The following is a 16,971-nucleotide window of genomic DNA, read 5'->3' as shown; positions in this document are numbered from 1 at the left end:
GCAAGCAGCAAGTACGCGCGAGCGCACAGCGGGTACGGGCGAGGGGCGGCCGGGAGTTCCGGCCGCCCCTCGTCCGCGTACCGGTGGGTTACGGCTTGGGCGTGGCGTGCGGCGCGCAGGTCACGTCCTTGCCGTCCAGCCTCCCGTCGAGCAGGTAGGCGTCGACGCGCTGGTTGATGCAGGGGTTGACCAGGCCGGTCACCCCGTGGGACCCGGCGTCCCGCTCGGTGATCAGGCGGGATCCCTTGAAGCGTTTGTGCAGTTCGACGGCGCCCGGGTAGGGGGTGGCCGCGTCGCGGGTGGACTGCACGATCAGCACCTGGGGCAGGCCCTTGTGGGTGCGGACCTCGACCGGGGTGCGCTGCTTGGCCGGCCAGGTGGCACACGGAAGGTTCATCCAGGCGTTGGCCCAGGTCATGAACGGGTGGTCCCGGTTGAGGCGGGTGTTGTCCCGGTCCCACGTGCGCCAGCTGGTGGGCCACTTGGCGTCGGTGCACTCCACGGCCGTGTAGACCGCGTTGCCGTTCTCCGAGGCGATGTTGCCCGCGGTGTCCGACAGGTCGGGGGAGGCCGCGTCGACGAGCGCCTGGGTGTCACCGGCGTAGTACTTGCTGAAGACGGACGCGACCGGCACCCACGAGGAGTCGTAGTACGGCGCGCTCTGGAAGAAGGAGATCAGCTCGGCCGGGCCGACGACCCCGCCGAGCGGGTGCTGCTTGGCGGTGGCGCGCAGCTGGAGCCACTTGGCCTGGACGGCGGCGCGCGTGGTGCCGAGGTGGAAGGCGGCGTCGTTCGCGGCGACCCAGTCCTCCCAGTCCTTCCAGCGGCCCTCGAAGGCGACGTCCTGGTCCAGGTTGGCCTGGTACCAGATGTTCTCGCGGGAGGGGTTGACCACGCTGTCGACGATCATGCGGCGCAGGTGGCCGGGGAAGAGGGTGCCGTAGACGGCCCCGAGGTAGGTGCCGTAGGAGACGCCGAGGTAGTTGAGCTTCTTCTCGCCCAGCGCGGCGCGGATGACGTCCAGGTCGCGCGCGGTGTTCGGCGTGGTCATGTGCGGCAGCATGGCGCCGCTGCGCTCGGCGCAGCCCTCTGCGTACTCGCGGGCGAGCTTGCGCTGGGCGCGCTTGTCGGCCTCGCTGTCCGGCACGGGGTCGGCCTTGGGCGCCTTGACGAACTCCTGGGGGTCGACGCAGGAGATGGGCGCCGAGTGGCCGACACCGCGCGGGTCGAAGCCGACGAAGTCGTAGGCCTTGGCGACGTTCGCCCAGACGGCGTTCTTGTTGGTGACCCGGGTCGGGAAGCGCAGGCCGGAGCCGCCGGGGCCGCCGGGGTTGTAGACGAGGGCGCCCTGGCGCTCCTTCTGGGTGCCGGTGTTGCCGATGCGGTCCACGGCGAGCTTGATCTGCTTGCCGTAGGGGTGGGCGTAGTCGACCGGCACGCTGACCCAGCCGCACTGGATGGGCTTGGCCAGCCCCCAGTCGGACGGGCAGTCCTGCCAGTGGATCCCGGCCTCGGCGGCCCGGGCAGCGGCCGTCCGGGCGCCCGCGGCCTCCCGGTCGTGACCGGGCCGGTCCGCGGCACCGGCCGCGGGAGCCGAGACCGCGCCGGCGATCAGGGTCGCGGTGACCAGTGCGCCGGCCGAACTGATCGCCAGCAGGCGGCTCTTCGGTCTGTTCTCCCTCAAGAGGGCCCTCCCCGTACCTCGCTGCAAGATGGTCAGGCGGGGATCCTCCCGGCTGTGAGCCGTCTGAGAACAGGGGTTGCCACCCATCTTTACCAATCCGATAACCGGACGATCACGTCCTGCTCAGCGGGCGGCACTCACCTGCCGAGCAGTGCCCGTGCCTCGTCCAGCAGTCGCCGCAGCCGCAGCGCGTCGGGGGCCACCGCGCTCACCAGGGCGGCGGGCCCGGCCAGCGGCACCAGCGCGGCGCACTCCCCCAGCATCCGGGCGGCAACGGGCCGCTGCGCGAACTCGGGTCCGGCCACGACGAGTTGACCCACCGCGCGGTACCCGGCGAGCACGGCGGGGCCGTCCCAGCCGCCCGGTGCGCCGGGCCCGCAGGCCAGCTCCTGATCCAGCACGGTACGGCCCGCCACGCGTACGGTCAGCCGGCTGGTGAGCCGCCCGGGCTCCTCGCCCGCGCGCCCGAGCACCTGCTCCTCGCGCAGCACGAGCCGGGCCCCGGCGGCGAGTTCGGCGCGCGTGGTGACGTACAGGTCGCTGCCGCCGGCCGAGATGAGCTGTTCGGGCAGCCAGTGCAGTTCGGCGCCGTCGGCCACCTCGAGCCGCACGTCGTAGCGGGCCGCGCCCTTGGTCTGGCCGGGCAGCGCGATGGTGGCGGCGGCCGACCCCACGTGCAGACGGGCGCCTTCCTCCACCCGCGCGGTCAGGGTGAAGGCGTCACCGCCGAGCGGGCCGCTCATCGCGCCGACGACCATGACCTTCGCCTCGGTCCCGGTGGCCCGGGTGCGGCGCAGCGCCAGCGGGCCCTCGCCGTCCAGCACGGGCAGTGCCGTACCGCCGCGGCCGTCGGTCCGGGCGACGATCCGTGCGCCCGCCCGGACCCCGGTGGCCGTCACGCGGTCCACGCGGCGAGCCGCTCCCGGACCCAGGCGGCCACGTCGGCGACTCCGGTGGTCCCGCGCAACGACTGGAAGACCACGGGGAGTTCGGCCCGCTGCGCCTTGGCGTCGGCGGCCATCCGGGCGAGGTCGGAGCCGACGTGCGGCGCGAGGTCGGTCTTGTTGACGACGAGCAGGTCGGCGGTGGTGACACCGGGGCCGCCCTTGCGCGGGATGTCGTCGCCGCCGGCCACGTCGATCACGAAGATCTGCGCGTCCACGAGCCCCTTGGAGAAGGTCGCGGTGAGGTTGTCGCCGCCGGACTCGACGAGAATGAGGTCCAGCGGACCGACGGCGTCCTCCAGGTCCTCGACGGCTTCGAGGTTGGCGGAGATGTCGTCGCGGATGGCGGTGTGCGGGCACGCACCGGTCTCCACGGCGGTGATCCGCTCGGGCGGCAGCACGGCCTCCCTGAGCAGGAACTCGGCGTCCTCACGGGTGTAGATGTCATTGGTGACGACCGCGAGGGACAGCTGTGCGCGCAGCGCCCGGCAGAGCGCGGCGACGGTGGCGGTCTTGCCCGATCCGACCGGCCCGCCGAGCCCGATGCGCAGGGCGCGCCGGGTTCCGTCGGGCCGGTGGGCGTCCGCACCGAGGGCGGCGGGGCCGGGGTGGGTGTGGTCGAGGTGCATGTACGGCTCCTTGAGCGGGCGGCCCGGTGCCGGCCGAGGCCGCTCCTGGTCGGGGTGGGTGAGGTGAGGGGCGGGCGGGATCAGGACGCGAACAGCCGCACCGGCCAGCCGGCGTGCCACTCGGCGCCCGTCTCCAGCAGGGGCCCCGAGGCGGCGGGCAGGGCGTCGGTCCCCTCGGCGGCCACTCTGCGCGCCGCCGCCACCGCCGTGTCCACGACGCGGTCCAGCTCCGGTGCCAGCCGGGCCAGGACGCCGGTCGCCTCGAACGGGTCCAGGCTCAGCAGGCGCACCGTGGCCGTGGCCGGACCGCCGACGCTCTCGTAGGCCGCGCAGTACGCCGCGTCCTCGGGTCCGAGACCGGCCGATCTGGCGGCGAGGCCGAGTACCACCGGCTGGTGCGCCCCCTTGGGGAAGTGCCGTGCCACGAGGTCGAGTTCGCCCGAGGGCCAGGTCGCCCGGGCGGCCCGCATGAGCTGCCGTCCGAGCCGGCGCGCGGCGGCTCGCAGGGCGGGCGAGGGCGTCCGGGCGTCCGCGGCCGCGTCCAGCTCCCGGGGGTCGGCGCCCAGCGCGGCGGCGGCCGCCAGTGCGGCCGCGACCAGCCCGGCGGTGTGCACCCGGCCGCGGCAGAAGTCCTCCAGGTCGGCGGCGGACGTGATGCGGCCCGCCTTGACGGCGGCCTCGGCCCCGCCGGAGTGCGCGTGCCCTCCGGCGGGGAAGCGGCCGTCGGCCAGGACGAGCAGGGCTGCCCTGCTCATCAGAAGAGGAAGTAACGCTGGGCCATGGGCAGTTCGGCCGCCGGGGCGGCCTCGACCAGCTCGCCGTCGATGTGCACGGCGAAGCTGTCGGGGTCGATCCGGACGTCCGGCCGGGCGTCGTTCTCGCGCATGTCCGCCTTGGTGACCGCGCGCGTCGACTCGATCGCCGCGAACCGCTTGCCGAGCCGCAGCCGCTCCGGCAGCCCGTCCTCGATAGCCGCCTGGGCGACGAAGTTGACGGAGTTGGCCGCCGGGGCCCGGCCGATCGCGCCGTACATCGGGCGGGGCAGGATCGGCTGCGGGGTGGGGATGGAGGCGTTGGCGTCGCCCATCTGCGCGTACGCGATCTGGCCGCCCTTGATGACGAGGAGCGGCTTGACCCCGAAGAACGCGGGCTCCCACAGCACCAGGTCGGCCAGTTTGCCGGTCTCGACGGAGCCGATCTCGGCGGCGAGGCCCTGGGCGAGCGCCGGGTTGATCGTGTACTTGGCGACGTAGCGCCGTACCCGGTGGTTGTCCGCCCGTCCGTCGCCGGGCAGCGCTCCGCGGCGGCCCTTCATCACATGGGCCGTCTGCCAGGTGCGCAGGACGACCTCCCCGACCCGGCCCATGGCCTGGGAGTCGGAGGAGATGATCGAGATCGCGCCGAGGTCGTGGAGGATGTCCTCGGCACCGATGGTGGACGGCCGGATCCGGGACTCGGCGAACGCCAGGTCCTCCGGGACCGCCGGGTTGAGGTGGTGGCAGACCATCAGCATGTCGAGGTGTTCCTCGGCGGTGTTGACGGTGAACGGCCGGGTCGGGTTGGTGGAGCTGGGCAGCACGTTCGGCCGGGACACCACGGTCATGATGTCCGGCGCGTGCCCGCCGCCGGCGCCCTCGGTGTGGTACGAGTGGATGCCCCGGCCGGCGATCGCGGCGAGGGTGTCCCCGACGAAGCCCGCCTCGTTCAGGGTGTCCGTGTGGATGGCGACCTGGATGCCGGTGCGGTCGGCGACGGTGAGCGCCGCGTCGATGACGGCCGGGGTGGAGCCCCAGTCCTCGTGCAGCTTGAGGCCGACGGCGCCGCCGCGGATCTGGGAGAGCATCGCCTCCCGCGAGACGGTGTTGCCCTTGCCGAGGAGGCCGACGTTGACCGGGTAGGCCTCCATCGCCTCCAGCATGCGGGCCAGGTGCCAGGGGCCGGGTGTCACGGTCGTCGCCTTGGACCCCTCGGCGGGCCCGGTGCCGCCGCCGACCAGGGTGGTGATCCCGGAGGCCAGCGCCTCGTCGGCGACCTGGGGGCAGATGAAGTGGACGTGCGCGTCGATGGCGCCGGCGGTGAGGATCCGCCCGTTGCCGGCGATGATCTCGGTCTCGGGGCCGATGACCAGGTCGGGGTGGACGCCGTCCATGGTGTCGGGGTTGCCGGCCTTGCCGAGGGCGGTGATCCGGCCGTCGCGGATGCCGACGTCGGCCTTGACGACGCCCCAGTGGTCGACGACGACGGCACCGGTGATCACGGTGTCCGGGGTGCCCTCGGCCCGGGTGGCCCGGGACTGGCCCATGGACTCGCGGATGACCTTGCCGCCGCCGAAGACGGCCTCGTCCCCGGAGCCGCCGGGGCCGCCGGAGCGGTCCTCCTCGATCTCGATCAGCAGGTCGGTGTCGGCGAGCCGGATGCGGTCGCCGGTGGTCGGGCCGAACAGGTCGGCATAGGCGGCGCGGGAGATCTCAGGCATCGAGGGCGCCCCCCGTCTCGCCGCGCAGACCGGGCACGATCCGGGCGCCGGCCAGCGGCACCAGATCGACGGCGACGGGGATGCCGGGCTCGAAGCGCACGGCGGTGCCGGCGGCGATGTTCAGGCGCTTGCCGCGGGCCGCGGCGCGGTCGAAGTCCAGGCCGGGGTTGGCCTCGGCGAAGTGGTAGTGGGAGCCCACCTGGACCGGCCGGTCGGCGGCGTTGAGAACAGTCAGAGGGGTGACCTCACGGCCGACGTTGAAGTGGACGGGGTCGTCGGCGAACAGGATGTCTCCGGGAATCATCGCGGCCCCTCAGACGATCGGCTCGTGCACGGTGACGAGCTTGGTGCCGTCCGGGAAGGTGGCCTCGACCTGGACGTCGTGGATCATCTCCGGGACGCCGTCCATGACCTCGTCCCGGGTGAGGACCTTGCGTCCGGAGGACATCAGCTCGGCGACGGTGCGGCCGTCGCGGGCGCCTTCCAGGATGTGCGACGTGATGAGCGCGACCGCTTCCGGGTGGTTGAGCCTGAGCCCGCGGGCCCGGCGCCTCTCGGCCACGTCGGCCGCCACGTGGATCAGCAGCCTCTCTTGCTCGTGCGGGGTAAGTTGCACGTCCTACCTCACAGTCCTTGCTCCGGACCGTGCGGGGTCCGGCTGCCGCAGCCACCGCGGCGGGGATAGGTGTAACACACAGACAAATGCCGGGATCGTCGTCGATCCGGGCAGAAGAACCCCTGGTGGCGTGGATCGGCAGGCTAGAGCGCCGGAGTTTCGGCGACGTTAACCAGACCTTGATCCACTCATGACCGCGCGATGGGCTGTCGCATACCGGCGCGACTCAGGACGCACCGGGCCCGCGATGCTCGGCCGCGATGCCGAACCGCCGCTGTTCGCGAGTGGCGGAACCGCCCTCACGGATCCCCGAGACGGTGCTGACGACCTGTTCGCCGGCCGGCTCGTCGAGCGCGTCCAGCCGCTCCAGGTCGGCGGCCGAGACCAGCGCGACCAGCGGCTTGCCGTGCCGGGTCACGACGACACGCTCGCCGCCGTACACCACCCGGTTGATCAGGTCGGCGAGCTCAGCCCTGGCTTGCGTCACCGGAATCTCGTAGGCCATGCCTCCATCATAACGTCACGTACGTCCTGTACATTTTGTACAGAGCCGAGCCCGAGGGGGCCGCGTCATGAGGAGGGGTATGTCCATGTCCCGACCGTTCGCCCGTCATGTCCTGCCGGAGTTCACCGAGCGCACCGCGACGGGGGCGCGCACGCTCGATCCGTACGGCAAGCTCTTCGAGGAGCGGATCGTCTTCCTCGGGACGCCGGTCGACGAGGCGGCGGCGAACGACCTCGCGGCGCAGTTCATGTACCTCGAACACACCGCCCCGGACCGGGACATCACGCTGTACGTCAACTCCCCGGGCGGCACCTTCAGCGGCCTGACCGCGGTCTACGACACGATGCGGTACGTCGGCTGCGACGTGGCGACCTACTGCCTGGGACAGGCCGCCTCCGTCGCCGCGGTGCTGCTCGCGGCCGGCACCCCCGGCAAGCGCTTCGCCCTGCCGGGGGCGCGCATGGTGCTCGAGCAGCCGGCCCTGCCGGAGCCGGTGCGCGGTCAGCCCAGCGACCTGGCGATCCAGGCCGGGGAACTGGCCCGCACCCGCGACCTGACCGAGCGGATGCTCGTGCGGCACACGGGGCGCACGGCGGAGCAGGTCCACCGGGACCTGGAGCGGGTCCTGGTGCTGGACGCGCCCGGCGCGCTGGCCTACGGCCTGGTGGACGGTGTGGTGCCCAGCCGCCGGTCCATGCCCGGCGCACCGGCTGCGCGGTGATCGCGGGATGCTGCCACCGGAACTGCCGCCGCTGCCCGCGCTGACCCGCGCGGAGGGCGAGTTGGTCGACCGCTACCTCGAGGCGGTGGATCTGCTCGGCCGGATCAACCCGGCCCGGCACGGGGACACCTACCGTGGGCTGCGTGCCGCGCAGGCGTTGGTGCACAAGGCGGCGCAGCTGCGCGACGCCCTCGCGCTGATGCACCGGCGGGGCGAGTCGGAGCTGCACGGGGACACGCTGGCACGGGCCCTGCTGGTGCTGGACGGTGAGCGCCGCACTGCGCGCGTCGCGCTCCCGCCCGACTGCGTCGGCTGAGCGGGACGGGCGTGCGGGCCGACGGGTTCCGCGCGTCGACGCGTCGTTCGGGCCGGAGTTGAAACGGCCCGAACGACGTACCGCCGAGCGGGGTACATCCGAAGGCCTCCGCGGGCCTCCCGAGTTGCGCGCGCGGCGCGTCCGTGCTGCGCCGGCCGATGCTCCGCCCCAGGTCGGAGGCTACGTCCGGGTTCTGACGGTGCCTCGAACACAACCCTGTCCACCCGAACGGGCGAGTGGTGAGTAACGCCACAAACACACGGTTCCGTTGGGATTTTCGGACAACTGTGAGCCAAGATCCCTGTCTGACGACAAGCCCCCGCCACCGCGGCGGGGCGATCCGTGCGGACGCCGAGTCCTGCCGCCGCCCGGATGACCGGTCGACAGGAGTGGATCGGCAGGAGTGGAGGACCCGAGCAAGACGGGTCGCCGGAACAGAAGTCCGTCCGCACGTCGCAGACGGCCGGACCTTCCGAGCAGCCCTTGGGGTGAAGCCGCCGACGCGGCCGGGCAACTTCGCCAGCCCGAATCCGACAGGTCATCCTTCACAGGCGGCTGACGAAGGGTTGCGCATGACTGCGCTCAATCGTGTCCCGTCGCTGATGGCCAGGGCCGGCACGGCCTCGGCACTCACCCTCGCCGCCGTGGGCGGCTCGATCGTGGTACCCGGGCTCGCCACGGACGCCTCCGCCGCGACCACGGCGACGAAGGCACTCAATGTGGCGGCCTCCAAGAAGGGCGCTCCGTACCGGTACGGGGCCACCGGGCCGCGCAGGTTCGACTGCTCGGGGCTGACGCTCTACTCGTTCAAGAGGGCGGGCAAGAAGCTGCCGCGCACCGCCGCCCAGCAGTACAACAAGACCCACCACATCTCCGCCAGGAACCGCAGGGCGGGCGACCTGGTCTTCTTCCACTCGGGTTCCAGCGTCTACCACGTCGGCATCTACGCCGGCCACGGGAAGATCTGGCACGCCCCGAAGACCGGCGACGTGGTGCGGCTGCAGAAGATCTGGACCAGGAGCGTCTGGTACGGCCGGGTCAGCTGACCCGGCTCCGCAGCAGGAGCGGCTCCAGCGGCAGGGCCGCTCCCCGCGCCGTCGGCACCGCCCTGGCGGCCGGCCTGGAGCCCTGGGGCCGGGCCTGGAGCCCCTGGGCCGGGGATGGAGCCCTGGGGGCGCGCCTGGAGATCCGGGGCCGGAGCCTGGGGCCGGGCCTGGAGCCCTGGCCGGCCCGGGGCGGCTACGGCCCCTGCTGCCCCATCAGCGTGACCGGTTCGAGCGGGGTCGTCCAGGGCAGTTCGATGAGTACCGTCTTGCCGCCCTCCCGGGTCGGCCGGATCCGGAGTCTGCCGCCGCACTCCGCCGTGAGACAGCGGATGATGACCATGCCGCGGCCGTTGTCCTGCTGGACGGCCGCGGGCAGTCTCTTGGGCAAGCGGGGGTGACTGTCCGTGACACCGATGCGCAGGTGTTCGTCACGGTCCAGCGCGATGTCGACCGTGAAGGTGGGTGACTGACCGAAGGTGTGCTGTACGGCGTTGGTGGCGAGTTCGGAGACGATGAGCCGCACGGTGTCCGCGACTTCGGTGTCCGACGGCAGGCCCCACTCCGCGAGGGTTCCCACGACGTAGGTGCGGGCTGCGGAGACCGAGGCGGGATCGCTCGGCAGAGTGACGGATGCTTCCAGATGGTCTGCCATGGAGACGTCGTCCCTTTCCCACGGGACCGCGGTCCGACGAGGAGCGGATGGTTCGAGTACGGTCCCGGACTGGTGCTTCGTCGCCAGACTGCCATCACCGGGCCGGTCACGGGGAGCGATCCGCCAAGGTATGCATATATCTGTCGCTCGAAGCGGTGAACTCTGCGACGCGAGACCGTATTTGGGCGGCCCGTAGGGAGTAAGGAGGAGCCCATGCAGAACGGGCCGGCCGTGCGCCGTCGCAAACTGGGCGCCGAACTGCGCGCGCTGCGTACCCGCGCCGGGCTCACGAGCGGCGAGGCGGCCCGGCTGGTCGGCTGGCACCAGTCGAAGGTGAGCCGTATCGAGACCGGCGCGAGCGGGGTGAAACCGGACGATCTGCGCCTACTGCTGGACGCCTACGAGGTCCGCGACCGGCACCTGCGCGAGCTGCTGCTGATCCTCGCGGGATCCGAGGACGCCGGCGGCCCGAACCGCTGGTGGCACGCCTACCGCGGGGTGCTGCCCCCCACCTACCGGGACTACATCAGCCTGGAGTCGCAGGCGAGCGCGATGCGCACCCTGGAGACCACGGTCGTGCCCGGACTGCTGCAGACCGCCGAGTACGCCCGCGCGGTGACCCGGGCGGCCGTCAACGACCTGTCGGAGGACCGCCTGGACGTCCTCGTGGAGGTGCGCCTGGCCAGGCAGGACGTGCTGCGCTCCCAGCACCCGCTGAAGCTGTGCGCCGTGCTCGACGAGGCGGTGCTGCGGCGCGAGGTAGGCGGTCCCGAGGTGATGGCCCGGCAGCTGGAGCGCCTGTGCGAGGCCGCCCGGCTGCCGCAGGTGCGGCTCCAGATCCTGCCCTTCACGGCCGGAGCGCACGTCGGCCTCACCGGCCCTTTCGTCATCTTCTCGTTTCCGAGCACTTCTGACCTGGACGTAGTGGTTCTCGACCAGTTGACGAGTAGCCTCTACCTGGAGCGGAAAGAAGACCTGATGGCCTACTCGGAGGCCTTCGACTCCCTTCAGTCACACGCTCTTTCACCCGAGGACTCGTTGGACTACATCGCCGGGATAGGTGACGGCGCGTAAGGAGGCACCATGTCAGCTCTGCCTCGGAACGTCCCTGCCAGTACCGATCTGCACGACGTGCGCTGGCTGCGCAGCAGCTACAGCACGGGAGCCAACAACTGCGTGGAGACGGGTCGGCCGCATGCCGGACCGGGGGCCGGACTGCTCGCCGTGCGCGACTCGAAGGTCCCGGCCGGACCCGCGCTGCTCTTCTCCCCCGAGAGCTGGACGGGGTTCGTGACCGCGCTGCGGTGACCACGCTTCCCGCCCGCCCGGCCGGTTCTCGCTGATCCGACCGGCATCGATCTCATCTCGTCCCCGTCACATGCGTGCGACGCACGGCCGTGTCACGCCGACTCATGGTCGCGTCTCGCCGATCACACGTACAGCGCGTTCGATCTCGGCCCCGGAGAGGTCCGCACGGGCGGTCAGCCTCAGCCGTGAGATGCCGTCGGGCACGGAGGGAGGACGGAAGCAGCCCACGGCCAGCCCTGCCGTCCGGCAGTCGGCCGCCCAGCGCACGGCCTGCTCCGGGGACGGAGCCCGCACGGAGACCACCGCGGCGTCCGGACGCACCGCCTCCAGGCCCGCGGCGGTCAGCCGCGCGTGCAGCTCGGCGGCCACCTCGCGGGCCCGGGCCGCCCGCCGTGGCTCGCGTTCCAGAAGCCGCAGCGCCGCCAGCGCGGCCCCGGCCGCCGCCGGCGCCAGGCCCGTGTCGAAGATGAACGTCCGGGCCGCGTTGACCAGGTGGTCGATCACCCGGGCCGGGCCGAGCACGACCCCGCCCTGACTGCCCAGCGACTTCGACAGGGTGGCCGTGGCGACCACGTCGTCGGCGCCCGAGAGCCCGGCCGCGTACGGCGCGCCCCGGCCGCCGTCGCCCAGCACACCGAGGCCGTGGGCGTCGTCCACGACCAGTCCGGCGCCGTGCTCCCGGCACGCCTCGGCCAGGGCGGCCAGCGGCGCCTGGTCGCCGTCGACCGAGAAGACGGTGTCGGAGACGACGATCGCCGCTCCCTCGTGCGTGGCCAGGGCCTTGCGGACGGCCTCCGGGTCGGCGTGCCCGGTCACCTGGGTGGCACCCCGGGCGAGCCGGCAGCCGTCGATGAGCGAGGCGTGGTTGCCCGCGTCGGAGACGATCAGGGAGCCGTGCGGGCCGAGCGTGGAGACCGCCGCCAGATTGGCGGCGTAACCGGAGGAGAAGACGAGTGCGGCCTCGAAGCCGCAGAAGGCGGCCAGCTCGCGCTCCAGCTCGCTGTGCAGTTCGGTGGTGCCGGTGACCAGCCGGGAGCCGGTGGAGCCGCCGCCCCAGGTCCGGGCGGCCCGGGCCGCGCCTTCGGTGACCTCGGGGTGGTGGGCCAGGCCCAGGTAGTCGTTTCCGGCCAGGTCCAGCAGGGGCGAGTCGGCGGGCCGCGGGCGCAGGGTGCGGACGAGTCCGGCGCGCCGGCGCGCCTCGGCCTGCTCGTCGATCCAGCCGAACGCCATGGGTCCTCCGGTGCTTTTGTAGGTAGCGGACAGACCATAGCGGCACGACCGGCCACCCAGTGTGTGGCGATACCCACACGGTGAACGGTCCGTGTTGTCTGATCTCTCCTTGGCCCGGAGCCGTCCCGTAGGACAGGATCGGGCCTCATGGACCTGCTGAACACGCTGGTGGACAAGGGGCTTCGGCGCGAGCTGCCGACCCGCGAGGAAGCACTCGCCGTTCTGGCCACCTCCGACGACGACCTGCTCGATGTGGTGGCCGCGGCCGGAAAGCTGCGCCGGCACTGGTTCGGGCGACGGGTGAAACTCAACTATCTGGTCAACCTCAAGTCCGGCCTGTGCCCGGAGGACTGCTCCTACTGCTCCCAGCGGCTCGGCTCCAAGGCCGACATCCTGAAGTACACCTGGCTCAAGCCGGACCAGGCCTCCGAGGCGGCCGCCGCCGGCCTGGCGGGAGGCGCCAAGCGCGTGTGCCTGGTGGCCAGCGGACGCGGCCCGACCGACCGGGACGTGGACCGGGTCTCGGAGACCATCAAGGCGATCAAGGACCAGAACGAGGGGGTCGAGGTGTGCGCCTGCCTCGGTCTGCTCTCCGACGGCCAGGCCGAGCGGCTGCGCGAGGCGGGCGCGGACGCCTACAACCACAACCTGAACACCTCGGAGTCCACCTACGGGGACATCACCACCACCCACACGTACGCCGATCGGGTGGACACGGTGCACAAGGCGCACGCGGCCGGGCTGTCCGCCTGCTCCGGGCTGATCGCGGGCATGGGCGAGAGCGACGAGGACCTGGTCGACGTCGTCTTCTCGCTGCGCGAGCTGGACCCGGACTCCGTTCCGGTGAACTTCCTCATCCCGTTCGAGGGCACCCCGCTGGCCAAGGAGTGGAACCTCTCCCCGCAGCGCTGCCTGCGCATCCTCGCGATGGTCCGCTTCGTCTGCCCCGACGTCGAGGTCCGCATCGCGGGCGGCCGCGAGGTCCATCTGCGCAGCATGCAGCCGCTGGCGCTGCACCTGGCCAACTCCATCTTCCTGGGCGACTACCTGACCAGCGAGGGCCAGGCGGGCAAGGCGGATCTCGAGATGATCGCGGACGCCGGGTTCGAGGTGGAGGGCACCGACCAGGTGACGCTGCCGCACCACCGGGCCGAGGCCCGGGGCGCGTGCGGGTCGCAGGAGAGCGCCGGCTGCGGTGCGCACGCGGGCGGAGGCTGCGGCTCGCACGAGAACGCCGGCGACGCGGACCGCGGTGCGCACGAGGGTGGCGTCTGCGGTACGGCGAGCGTTCCCTCGACCGCCGAGGCGGAACCCGTTCCGGCGGCCGGGGAGCCGCGCACCGACCTCGTCGCCGTCCGTCGCCGTGGCGCCGGCACGGACCTGGCGCCCAATGCCTGACCTGCCCCACCTGAGCGTGCCCGAACTGCTGGAGCTGGACCGGCGGCACGTCTGGCATCCCTACGGCCCGATGCCCGGACGCGCCGAACCGCTCGTCGTGGAATCGGCGAGCGGGGTCCGGCTGCGGCTCGCGGACGGCTCGGGCGAACTGATCGACGGGATGTCGTCGTGGTGGTCGGCCATCCACGGTTACCGGCACCCGGTGCTCGACGAGGCCGCGCGCGAGCAACTGGGCCGGATGAGCCACGTGATGTTCGGCGGTCTCACCCACGAACCCGCCGTACGGCTGGCGAAGCTCCTTGTCGACATGTCGCCCGACGGTCTGGAACACGTGTTCCTGGCCGACTCGGGGTCGGTGTCGGTCGAGGTGGCCGTGAAAATGTGTCTGCAGTACTGGCGTTCGCTCGGCCGGCCGGCCAAGCGGCGGCTGCTGACGTGGCGCGGCGGCTATCACGGCGACACCTGGCAGCCGATGTCGGTGTGCGACCCCGAGGGCGGGATGCACGAGCTGTGGTCCGGCCTGCTCCCGCGCCAGGTGTTCGCGGACGCCCCGCCGGCGCGGTACGAGGAGTCGTACGCGGAGCACCTGCGCGAGCTGATCGCGCGGCACGCGGACGAGCTGGCCGCGGTGATCGTGGAGCCGGTGGTGCAGGGCGCGGGCGGCATGCGCTTCCACTCCCCCGCCTATCTGCGGGTGCTGCGCGAGGCGTGCGACGCGCACGACGTGCTGCTGGTGTTCGACGAGATCGCCACCGGCTTCGGCCGCACCGGCGCCCTGTTCGCCGCGGACCACGCGGCCGTGACACCCGATGTGATGTGCGTGGGCAAGGCGCTGACCGGCGGTTACCTCACGTTGGCGGCCACGTTGTGCACCGCCCGGGTCGCCGACGGCATCTCGCGCGGCGAGCTGCCGGTACTCGCGCACGGCCCGACCTTCATGGGCAACCCGCTGGCGGCGGCGGTGGCCTGCGCCTCCCTCGGTCTGCTGCTGGACCAGGACTGGCCCTCGCAGGTCAAGCGGATCGAGACGGGCCTGCGCGAGGGGCTGGCGCCGGCCGCCGGGCTGCCCGGAGTACGGGACGTCCGGGTGCTGGGCGCGATCGGGGTCGTCCAGCTCGACCACGAGGTCGACATGGCTGCCGCGACCCGGGCGGCCGTGCGGGCGGGCGTGTGGCTGCGCCCCTTCCGCGACCTGATCTACACGATGCCGCCGTACATCAGCTCGGACGAGGACGTGACACGGATCGCGGGCGCGGTGTGCGCCGCGGCGCGGGAGGGATGAGATGCCGGTACTGGTGATCACGGGGACGGGCACGGAGGTCGGCAAGACCGTCACCACCGCGGCCGTCGCGGCGGCGGCCCTCGCGGCCGGGCGCTCGGTGGCCGTGCTGAAGGCCGCCCAGACGGGTGTGGGGCCCGACGAGCGGGGGGACGCCGACGAGGTGGCGCGGCTCGCGGGCACGGTCACGGCCGCCGAGCTGGCCCGCTACCCCGAGCCGTTGGCACCGGGCACGGCGGCCCGGCGGGCGGGGATGGTCCCGGTGCGCCCGCACGAGGTGGCCGACCGGGCCGCCAAGCTGGCCACCGAGCACGATCTGGTGCTCGTGGAGGGGGCGGGCGGCCTGCTCGTCCGGTTCGACGCGGAGGGCGGCACGCTGGCCGACGCGGCCCGGCTGCTGAACGCGCCGGTGCTCGTCGTCGTGGCCGCTGGTCTGGGCACGCTGAACACCACCGAACTGACGGCCCGCGAACTGCGGCGACGGGAACTGGAGTTGGCCGGTGTGGTGATCGGCAGCTGGCCCGCCTCCCCCGACCTCGCGTCCCGCTGCAACGTGACCGACCTGCCGGACGTGGCCGGTGCCCCGCTGCTCGGCGCGCTGCCGGCCGGCGCGGGTTCCCTCACCCCGGCCGCCTTCCGCACGGCCGCGCCGACGTGGCTCGCCCCACGGCTGGACGGCACCTGGGACGCGCCGGCCTTTCACCGCCGGATGGCCGGCTAGCTGTTCTGTCCGGGGAGGTTGTGGACGGGTGAGCCAGGTCCCGGCTGACGGATCTTGAAAGCGCGAGGGCCTTCCGGGTCCGGTGTGGATTGCGACGTCTACACCGACCAGAAAGGCCCTCGTGGTCCACCGTAATGCACCCCTGACCGAGACCGGACGCCTGGCCACAGACAACCACCGGGGTCCCGGCCCGCACACCAGGCCACAGGCAACCGCCCGGCGTCCCGGCACGGGCGCAGGCCTGAGGACACCCGGCGGTGTACGGGCCACCGCCGGCGGTCCGGCAGGGAAGGGACGAGAAGCGAAGGGAAGCGGCGGGAAGGGAAGCGAAGGGCAGGGAGCCGGACGCGCTCGGTGCGCGAACCGCCCGCTGGTGGGGGTGCGGCGGGGCTTGACGGGGGACACTCCTTGCAGACCCGTCCTGCTCCGGAGGTTGCCATGCGGCCGTTGTCCACCGGTTCCGGCAAGGTGGCGCGGGGCCCCGTGCACCACCCGCTGTTCGCCCGCTACTACGCCCGGCTCAGCGTCGGCGCCGAGACCCGGCTGGGCATGGCCGGGATGCGCGAGCGGCTGCTCGCCGGGCTGTCCGGGCGGGTGATCGAGATCGGCGCGGGCAACGGCCTGAACTTCGGGCACTATCCCGGCACCGTCGCCGAGGTGGTCGCGATCGAACCGGAGTCACACCTGCGGCGGTTGGCGCTGGAGGCCGCGCTGCGGGCCCAGGTGCCGGTGGACGTGGTGCCGGGTGCGGCGGAGGCGCTGCCGGTGAAGAGCGAGGCCTTCGACGCGGCCGTGCTGTCGCTGGTGCTGTGCAGCGTGCGGGACGTCGGGCGGGCGCTGGCCGAGGTGCGGCGGGTGCTCCGGCCGGGCGGCGAGGTGCGGTTCTTCGAGCACGGGCGGGGCGGCGGCCGCATGATGACGCTGACCCAGCTCACGTTGGACCGCACGCTGTGGCCCGTGCTGAACGGTGGCTGCCATCTGTCCCGGGAGCCGGTCGCCGCCCTGCGCGGGGCCGGGTTCCTCCTCGGTCCGCACCGGCGGGTGTCGCTGCCGGAGAAGGGCCCGGCACTGCCGACGTCTTACTGTGCGCTCGGAGTCGCCTGGCGCCCGGAGGAGCCGGACGCCCACTGATCACGCGCTCCAGCCGCGCAGTTCCCGCGCGATGTCGTCCACGCTCGCCGCGCCGTCCTTGACCAGCCGGGCGAGATCGCGGACCTGCTCGGGGGTGGTGGCCACCTTCTCGCCGCCTGCGACCAGGTGGCCGTAGGCGACCGCCGAGGCGAACAGCGCGTTGGCGCGCTCCAGCGCGGGCACGTGGATGAGCAGCTGGAGCAGCGAGGCGCGGGCCGGGGGCCGGGGGCCGGGGGCCGGCAACGGCAACGGCAACGGCAACGGCAACGGCAAGGGTCCGCGGACCGGCGACGGTCAGAGGCCAGGGCCGGGGGC

19 protein-coding genes and 1 pseudogene are annotated in these 16,971 nt (G+C 72.8%); 9 read left to right on the top strand and 11 right to left on the bottom strand.

Translation table 11 applies throughout. The features are described 5' to 3' along the window. Positions 1-88: 88 nt before the first annotated feature. The 8 genes from ABVB68_RS15645 to ABVB68_RS15610 form a co-directional block, all read right to left on the bottom strand. Positions 89-1,684 (bottom strand): alpha/beta hydrolase, encoded by a 1,596-nt coding sequence (locus tag ABVB68_RS15645; RefSeq protein WP_353601620.1) that lies wholly within the window; start codon positions 1,682-1,684, stop codon positions 89-91. Positions 1,685-1,821: 137 nt separating this feature from the next. Next, a complete protein-coding gene (locus ABVB68_RS15640; protein ID WP_353601619.1) occupies positions 1,822-2,592 on the bottom strand; it encodes an urease accessory protein UreD in 771 nt (256 codons plus the stop codon). Continuing rightward, positions 2,580-3,257 (bottom strand): urease accessory protein UreG, encoded by a 678-nt coding sequence (gene ureG / locus ABVB68_RS15635; protein WP_353601618.1) that lies wholly within the window; start codon positions 3,255-3,257, stop codon positions 2,580-2,582. The genes ABVB68_RS15640 and ureG overlap by 13 nt, the downstream gene beginning before the upstream one ends. Before the next feature lie 80 nt (positions 3,258-3,337). Next, complete coding sequence (locus ABVB68_RS15630; RefSeq protein ID WP_353601617.1) at positions 3,338-4,012, bottom strand: urease accessory protein UreF; 675 nt, start codon at positions 4,010-4,012, stop codon at positions 3,338-3,340. After that, positions 4,012-5,733, bottom strand: coding sequence for an urease subunit alpha (locus ABVB68_RS15625; RefSeq protein WP_353601616.1), 1,722 nt, complete (start codon positions 5,731-5,733; stop codon positions 4,012-4,014). Before ABVB68_RS15625 ends, ABVB68_RS15630 begins: the two co-directional genes overlap by 1 nt. Next, a complete protein-coding gene (locus ABVB68_RS15620; RefSeq protein ID WP_353601615.1) occupies positions 5,726-6,037 on the bottom strand; it encodes an urease subunit beta in 312 nt (103 codons plus the stop codon). Before ABVB68_RS15620 ends, ABVB68_RS15625 begins: the two co-directional genes overlap by 8 nt. A gap of 9 nt (positions 6,038-6,046) precedes the next feature. Then, positions 6,047-6,349 carry an urease subunit gamma gene (locus ABVB68_RS15615; protein ID WP_353601614.1) on the bottom strand — a complete coding sequence of 101 codons (303 nt, stop codon included), beginning with the start codon at positions 6,347-6,349 and terminating at the stop codon, positions 6,047-6,049. A 226-nt stretch (positions 6,350-6,575) separates the two neighbouring features. Then, positions 6,576-6,854, bottom strand: coding sequence for a type II toxin-antitoxin system Phd/YefM family antitoxin (locus ABVB68_RS15610; RefSeq protein WP_353601612.1), 279 nt, complete (start codon positions 6,852-6,854; stop codon positions 6,576-6,578). An 85-nt stretch (positions 6,855-6,939) separates the two neighbouring features. Here ABVB68_RS15610 and ABVB68_RS15605 point away from each other — a divergent pair, with 85 nt between their 5' ends. The 3 genes from ABVB68_RS15605 (at position 6,940) to ABVB68_RS15595 (ending at position 8,937) form a co-directional block, all read left to right on the top strand. Further along, the gene (locus ABVB68_RS15605) at positions 6,940-7,575 is read left to right on the top strand and encodes an ATP-dependent Clp protease proteolytic subunit (RefSeq protein WP_353601611.1); all 636 of its coding nucleotides are present in this window, start codon (positions 6,940-6,942) and stop codon (positions 7,573-7,575) included. A 7-nt stretch (positions 7,576-7,582) separates the two neighbouring features. Then, entirely contained in the window at positions 7,583-7,891 is a 309-nt protein-coding gene (locus ABVB68_RS15600; protein ID WP_353601610.1) for a hypothetical protein, read from the top strand. 572 nt (positions 7,892-8,463) lie between these two features. Further along, complete coding sequence (locus ABVB68_RS15595) at positions 8,464-8,937, top strand: C40 family peptidase (protein WP_353601609.1); 474 nt, start codon at positions 8,464-8,466, stop codon at positions 8,935-8,937. Positions 8,938-9,130: 193 nt separating this feature from the next. On the opposite strand, the gene ABVB68_RS15590 is transcribed toward ABVB68_RS15595, so the two are convergent. Beyond that, positions 9,131-9,589, bottom strand: a complete 459-nt coding sequence (locus ABVB68_RS15590; RefSeq protein WP_353601608.1) for an ATP-binding protein — start codon at positions 9,587-9,589, stop codon at positions 9,131-9,133. A 213-nt stretch (positions 9,590-9,802) separates the two neighbouring features. Between ABVB68_RS15590 and ABVB68_RS15585 the strand changes: the two genes are divergently transcribed. After that, complete coding sequence (locus ABVB68_RS15585; protein ID WP_353601606.1) at positions 9,803-10,663, top strand: helix-turn-helix domain-containing protein; 861 nt, start codon at positions 9,803-9,805, stop codon at positions 10,661-10,663. Positions 10,664-10,672: 9 nt separating this feature from the next. Then, complete coding sequence (locus ABVB68_RS15580) at positions 10,673-10,897, top strand: DUF397 domain-containing protein (RefSeq protein WP_353601604.1); 225 nt, start codon at positions 10,673-10,675, stop codon at positions 10,895-10,897. A gap of 102 nt (positions 10,898-10,999) precedes the next feature. Here ABVB68_RS15580 and ABVB68_RS15575 read toward each other — a convergent pair whose 3' ends face one another. Further along, positions 11,000-12,127 (bottom strand): 8-amino-7-oxononanoate synthase, encoded by a 1,128-nt coding sequence (locus ABVB68_RS15575; protein ID WP_353601603.1) that lies wholly within the window; start codon positions 12,125-12,127, stop codon positions 11,000-11,002. 147 nt (positions 12,128-12,274) lie between these two features. Here ABVB68_RS15575 and bioB point away from each other — a divergent pair, with 147 nt between their 5' ends. The 4 genes from bioB to ABVB68_RS15555 all read left to right on the top strand — a co-directional run bounded on the left by bioB (position 12,275) and on the right by ABVB68_RS15555 (position 16,656). Next, a complete protein-coding gene (gene bioB / locus ABVB68_RS15570) occupies positions 12,275-13,525 on the top strand; it encodes a biotin synthase BioB (RefSeq protein WP_353601602.1) in 1,251 nt (416 codons plus the stop codon). Next, a complete protein-coding gene (locus ABVB68_RS15565) occupies positions 13,518-14,807 on the top strand; it encodes an adenosylmethionine--8-amino-7-oxononanoate transaminase (protein ID WP_353601601.1) in 1,290 nt (429 codons plus the stop codon). Before bioB ends, ABVB68_RS15565 begins: the two co-directional genes overlap by 8 nt. A 1-nt stretch (position 14,808) precedes the next feature. Then, the gene (bioD, locus tag ABVB68_RS15560; RefSeq protein ID WP_353601600.1) at positions 14,809-15,525 is read left to right on the top strand and encodes a dethiobiotin synthase; all 717 of its coding nucleotides are present in this window, start codon (positions 14,809-14,811) and stop codon (positions 15,523-15,525) included. A 438-nt stretch (positions 15,526-15,963) separates the two neighbouring features. Further along, positions 15,964-16,656 carry a class I SAM-dependent methyltransferase gene (locus ABVB68_RS15555; protein ID WP_353601599.1) on the top strand — a complete coding sequence of 231 codons (693 nt, stop codon included), beginning with the start codon at positions 15,964-15,966 and terminating at the stop codon, positions 16,654-16,656. On the opposite strand, the pseudogene ABVB68_RS15550 reads toward ABVB68_RS15555, so the two are convergent. Next, positions 16,657-16,878: pseudogene (locus ABVB68_RS15550) on the bottom strand (fic family toxin-antitoxin system, toxin component); the annotation flags it as partial. Between the last annotated feature and the right edge of the window lie 93 nt (positions 16,879-16,971).

It is taken from the genome of Streptomyces sp. NPDC096012, from assembly GCF_040426375.1.
GTDB lineage: Bacteria > Actinomycetota > Actinomycetes > Streptomycetales > Streptomycetaceae > Streptomyces.
This window is presented reverse-complemented; position numbering and strand designations above follow the sequence as displayed.

Bases quoted from the DNA above. Each gene is read 5' to 3' on its own strand.
- ureG (WP_353601618.1), bottom strand. From the start codon at position 3,257: ATGCACCTCGACCACACCCACCCCGGCCCCGCCGCCCTCGGTGCGGAC.
- ABVB68_RS15630 (WP_353601617.1), bottom strand. From the start codon at position 4,012: ATGAGCAGGGCAGCCCTGCTCGTCCTGGCCGACGGCCGCTTCCCCGCC.
- ABVB68_RS15625 (WP_353601616.1), bottom strand. From the start codon at position 5,733: ATGCCTGAGATCTCCCGCGCCGCCTATGCCGACCTGTTCGGCCCGACC.
- ABVB68_RS15620 (WP_353601615.1), bottom strand. From the start codon at position 6,037: ATGATTCCCGGAGACATCCTGTTCGCCGACGACCCCGTCCACTTCAAC.
- ABVB68_RS15610 (WP_353601612.1), bottom strand. From the start codon at position 6,854: ATGGCCTACGAGATTCCGGTGACGCAAGCCAGGGCTGAGCTCGCCGAC.
- ABVB68_RS15605 (WP_353601611.1), top strand. From the start codon at position 6,940: ATGTCCCGACCGTTCGCCCGTCATGTCCTGCCGGAGTTCACCGAGCGC.
- ABVB68_RS15600 (WP_353601610.1), top strand. From the start codon at position 7,583: ATGCTGCCACCGGAACTGCCGCCGCTGCCCGCGCTGACCCGCGCGGAG.
- ABVB68_RS15595 (WP_353601609.1), top strand. From the start codon at position 8,464: ATGACTGCGCTCAATCGTGTCCCGTCGCTGATGGCCAGGGCCGGCACG.
- ABVB68_RS15590 (WP_353601608.1), bottom strand. From the start codon at position 9,589: ATGGCAGACCATCTGGAAGCATCCGTCACTCTGCCGAGCGATCCCGCC.
- ABVB68_RS15585 (WP_353601606.1), top strand. From the start codon at position 9,803: ATGCAGAACGGGCCGGCCGTGCGCCGTCGCAAACTGGGCGCCGAACTG.
- ABVB68_RS15580 (WP_353601604.1), top strand. From the start codon at position 10,673: ATGTCAGCTCTGCCTCGGAACGTCCCTGCCAGTACCGATCTGCACGAC.
- ABVB68_RS15575 (WP_353601603.1), bottom strand. From the start codon at position 12,127: ATGGCGTTCGGCTGGATCGACGAGCAGGCCGAGGCGCGCCGGCGCGCC.
- bioB (WP_353601602.1), top strand. From the start codon at position 12,275: ATGGACCTGCTGAACACGCTGGTGGACAAGGGGCTTCGGCGCGAGCTG.
- ABVB68_RS15565 (WP_353601601.1), top strand. From the start codon at position 13,518: ATGCCTGACCTGCCCCACCTGAGCGTGCCCGAACTGCTGGAGCTGGAC.
- bioD (WP_353601600.1), top strand. From the start codon at position 14,809: ATGCCGGTACTGGTGATCACGGGGACGGGCACGGAGGTCGGCAAGACC.
- ABVB68_RS15555 (WP_353601599.1), top strand. From the start codon at position 15,964: ATGCGGCCGTTGTCCACCGGTTCCGGCAAGGTGGCGCGGGGCCCCGTG.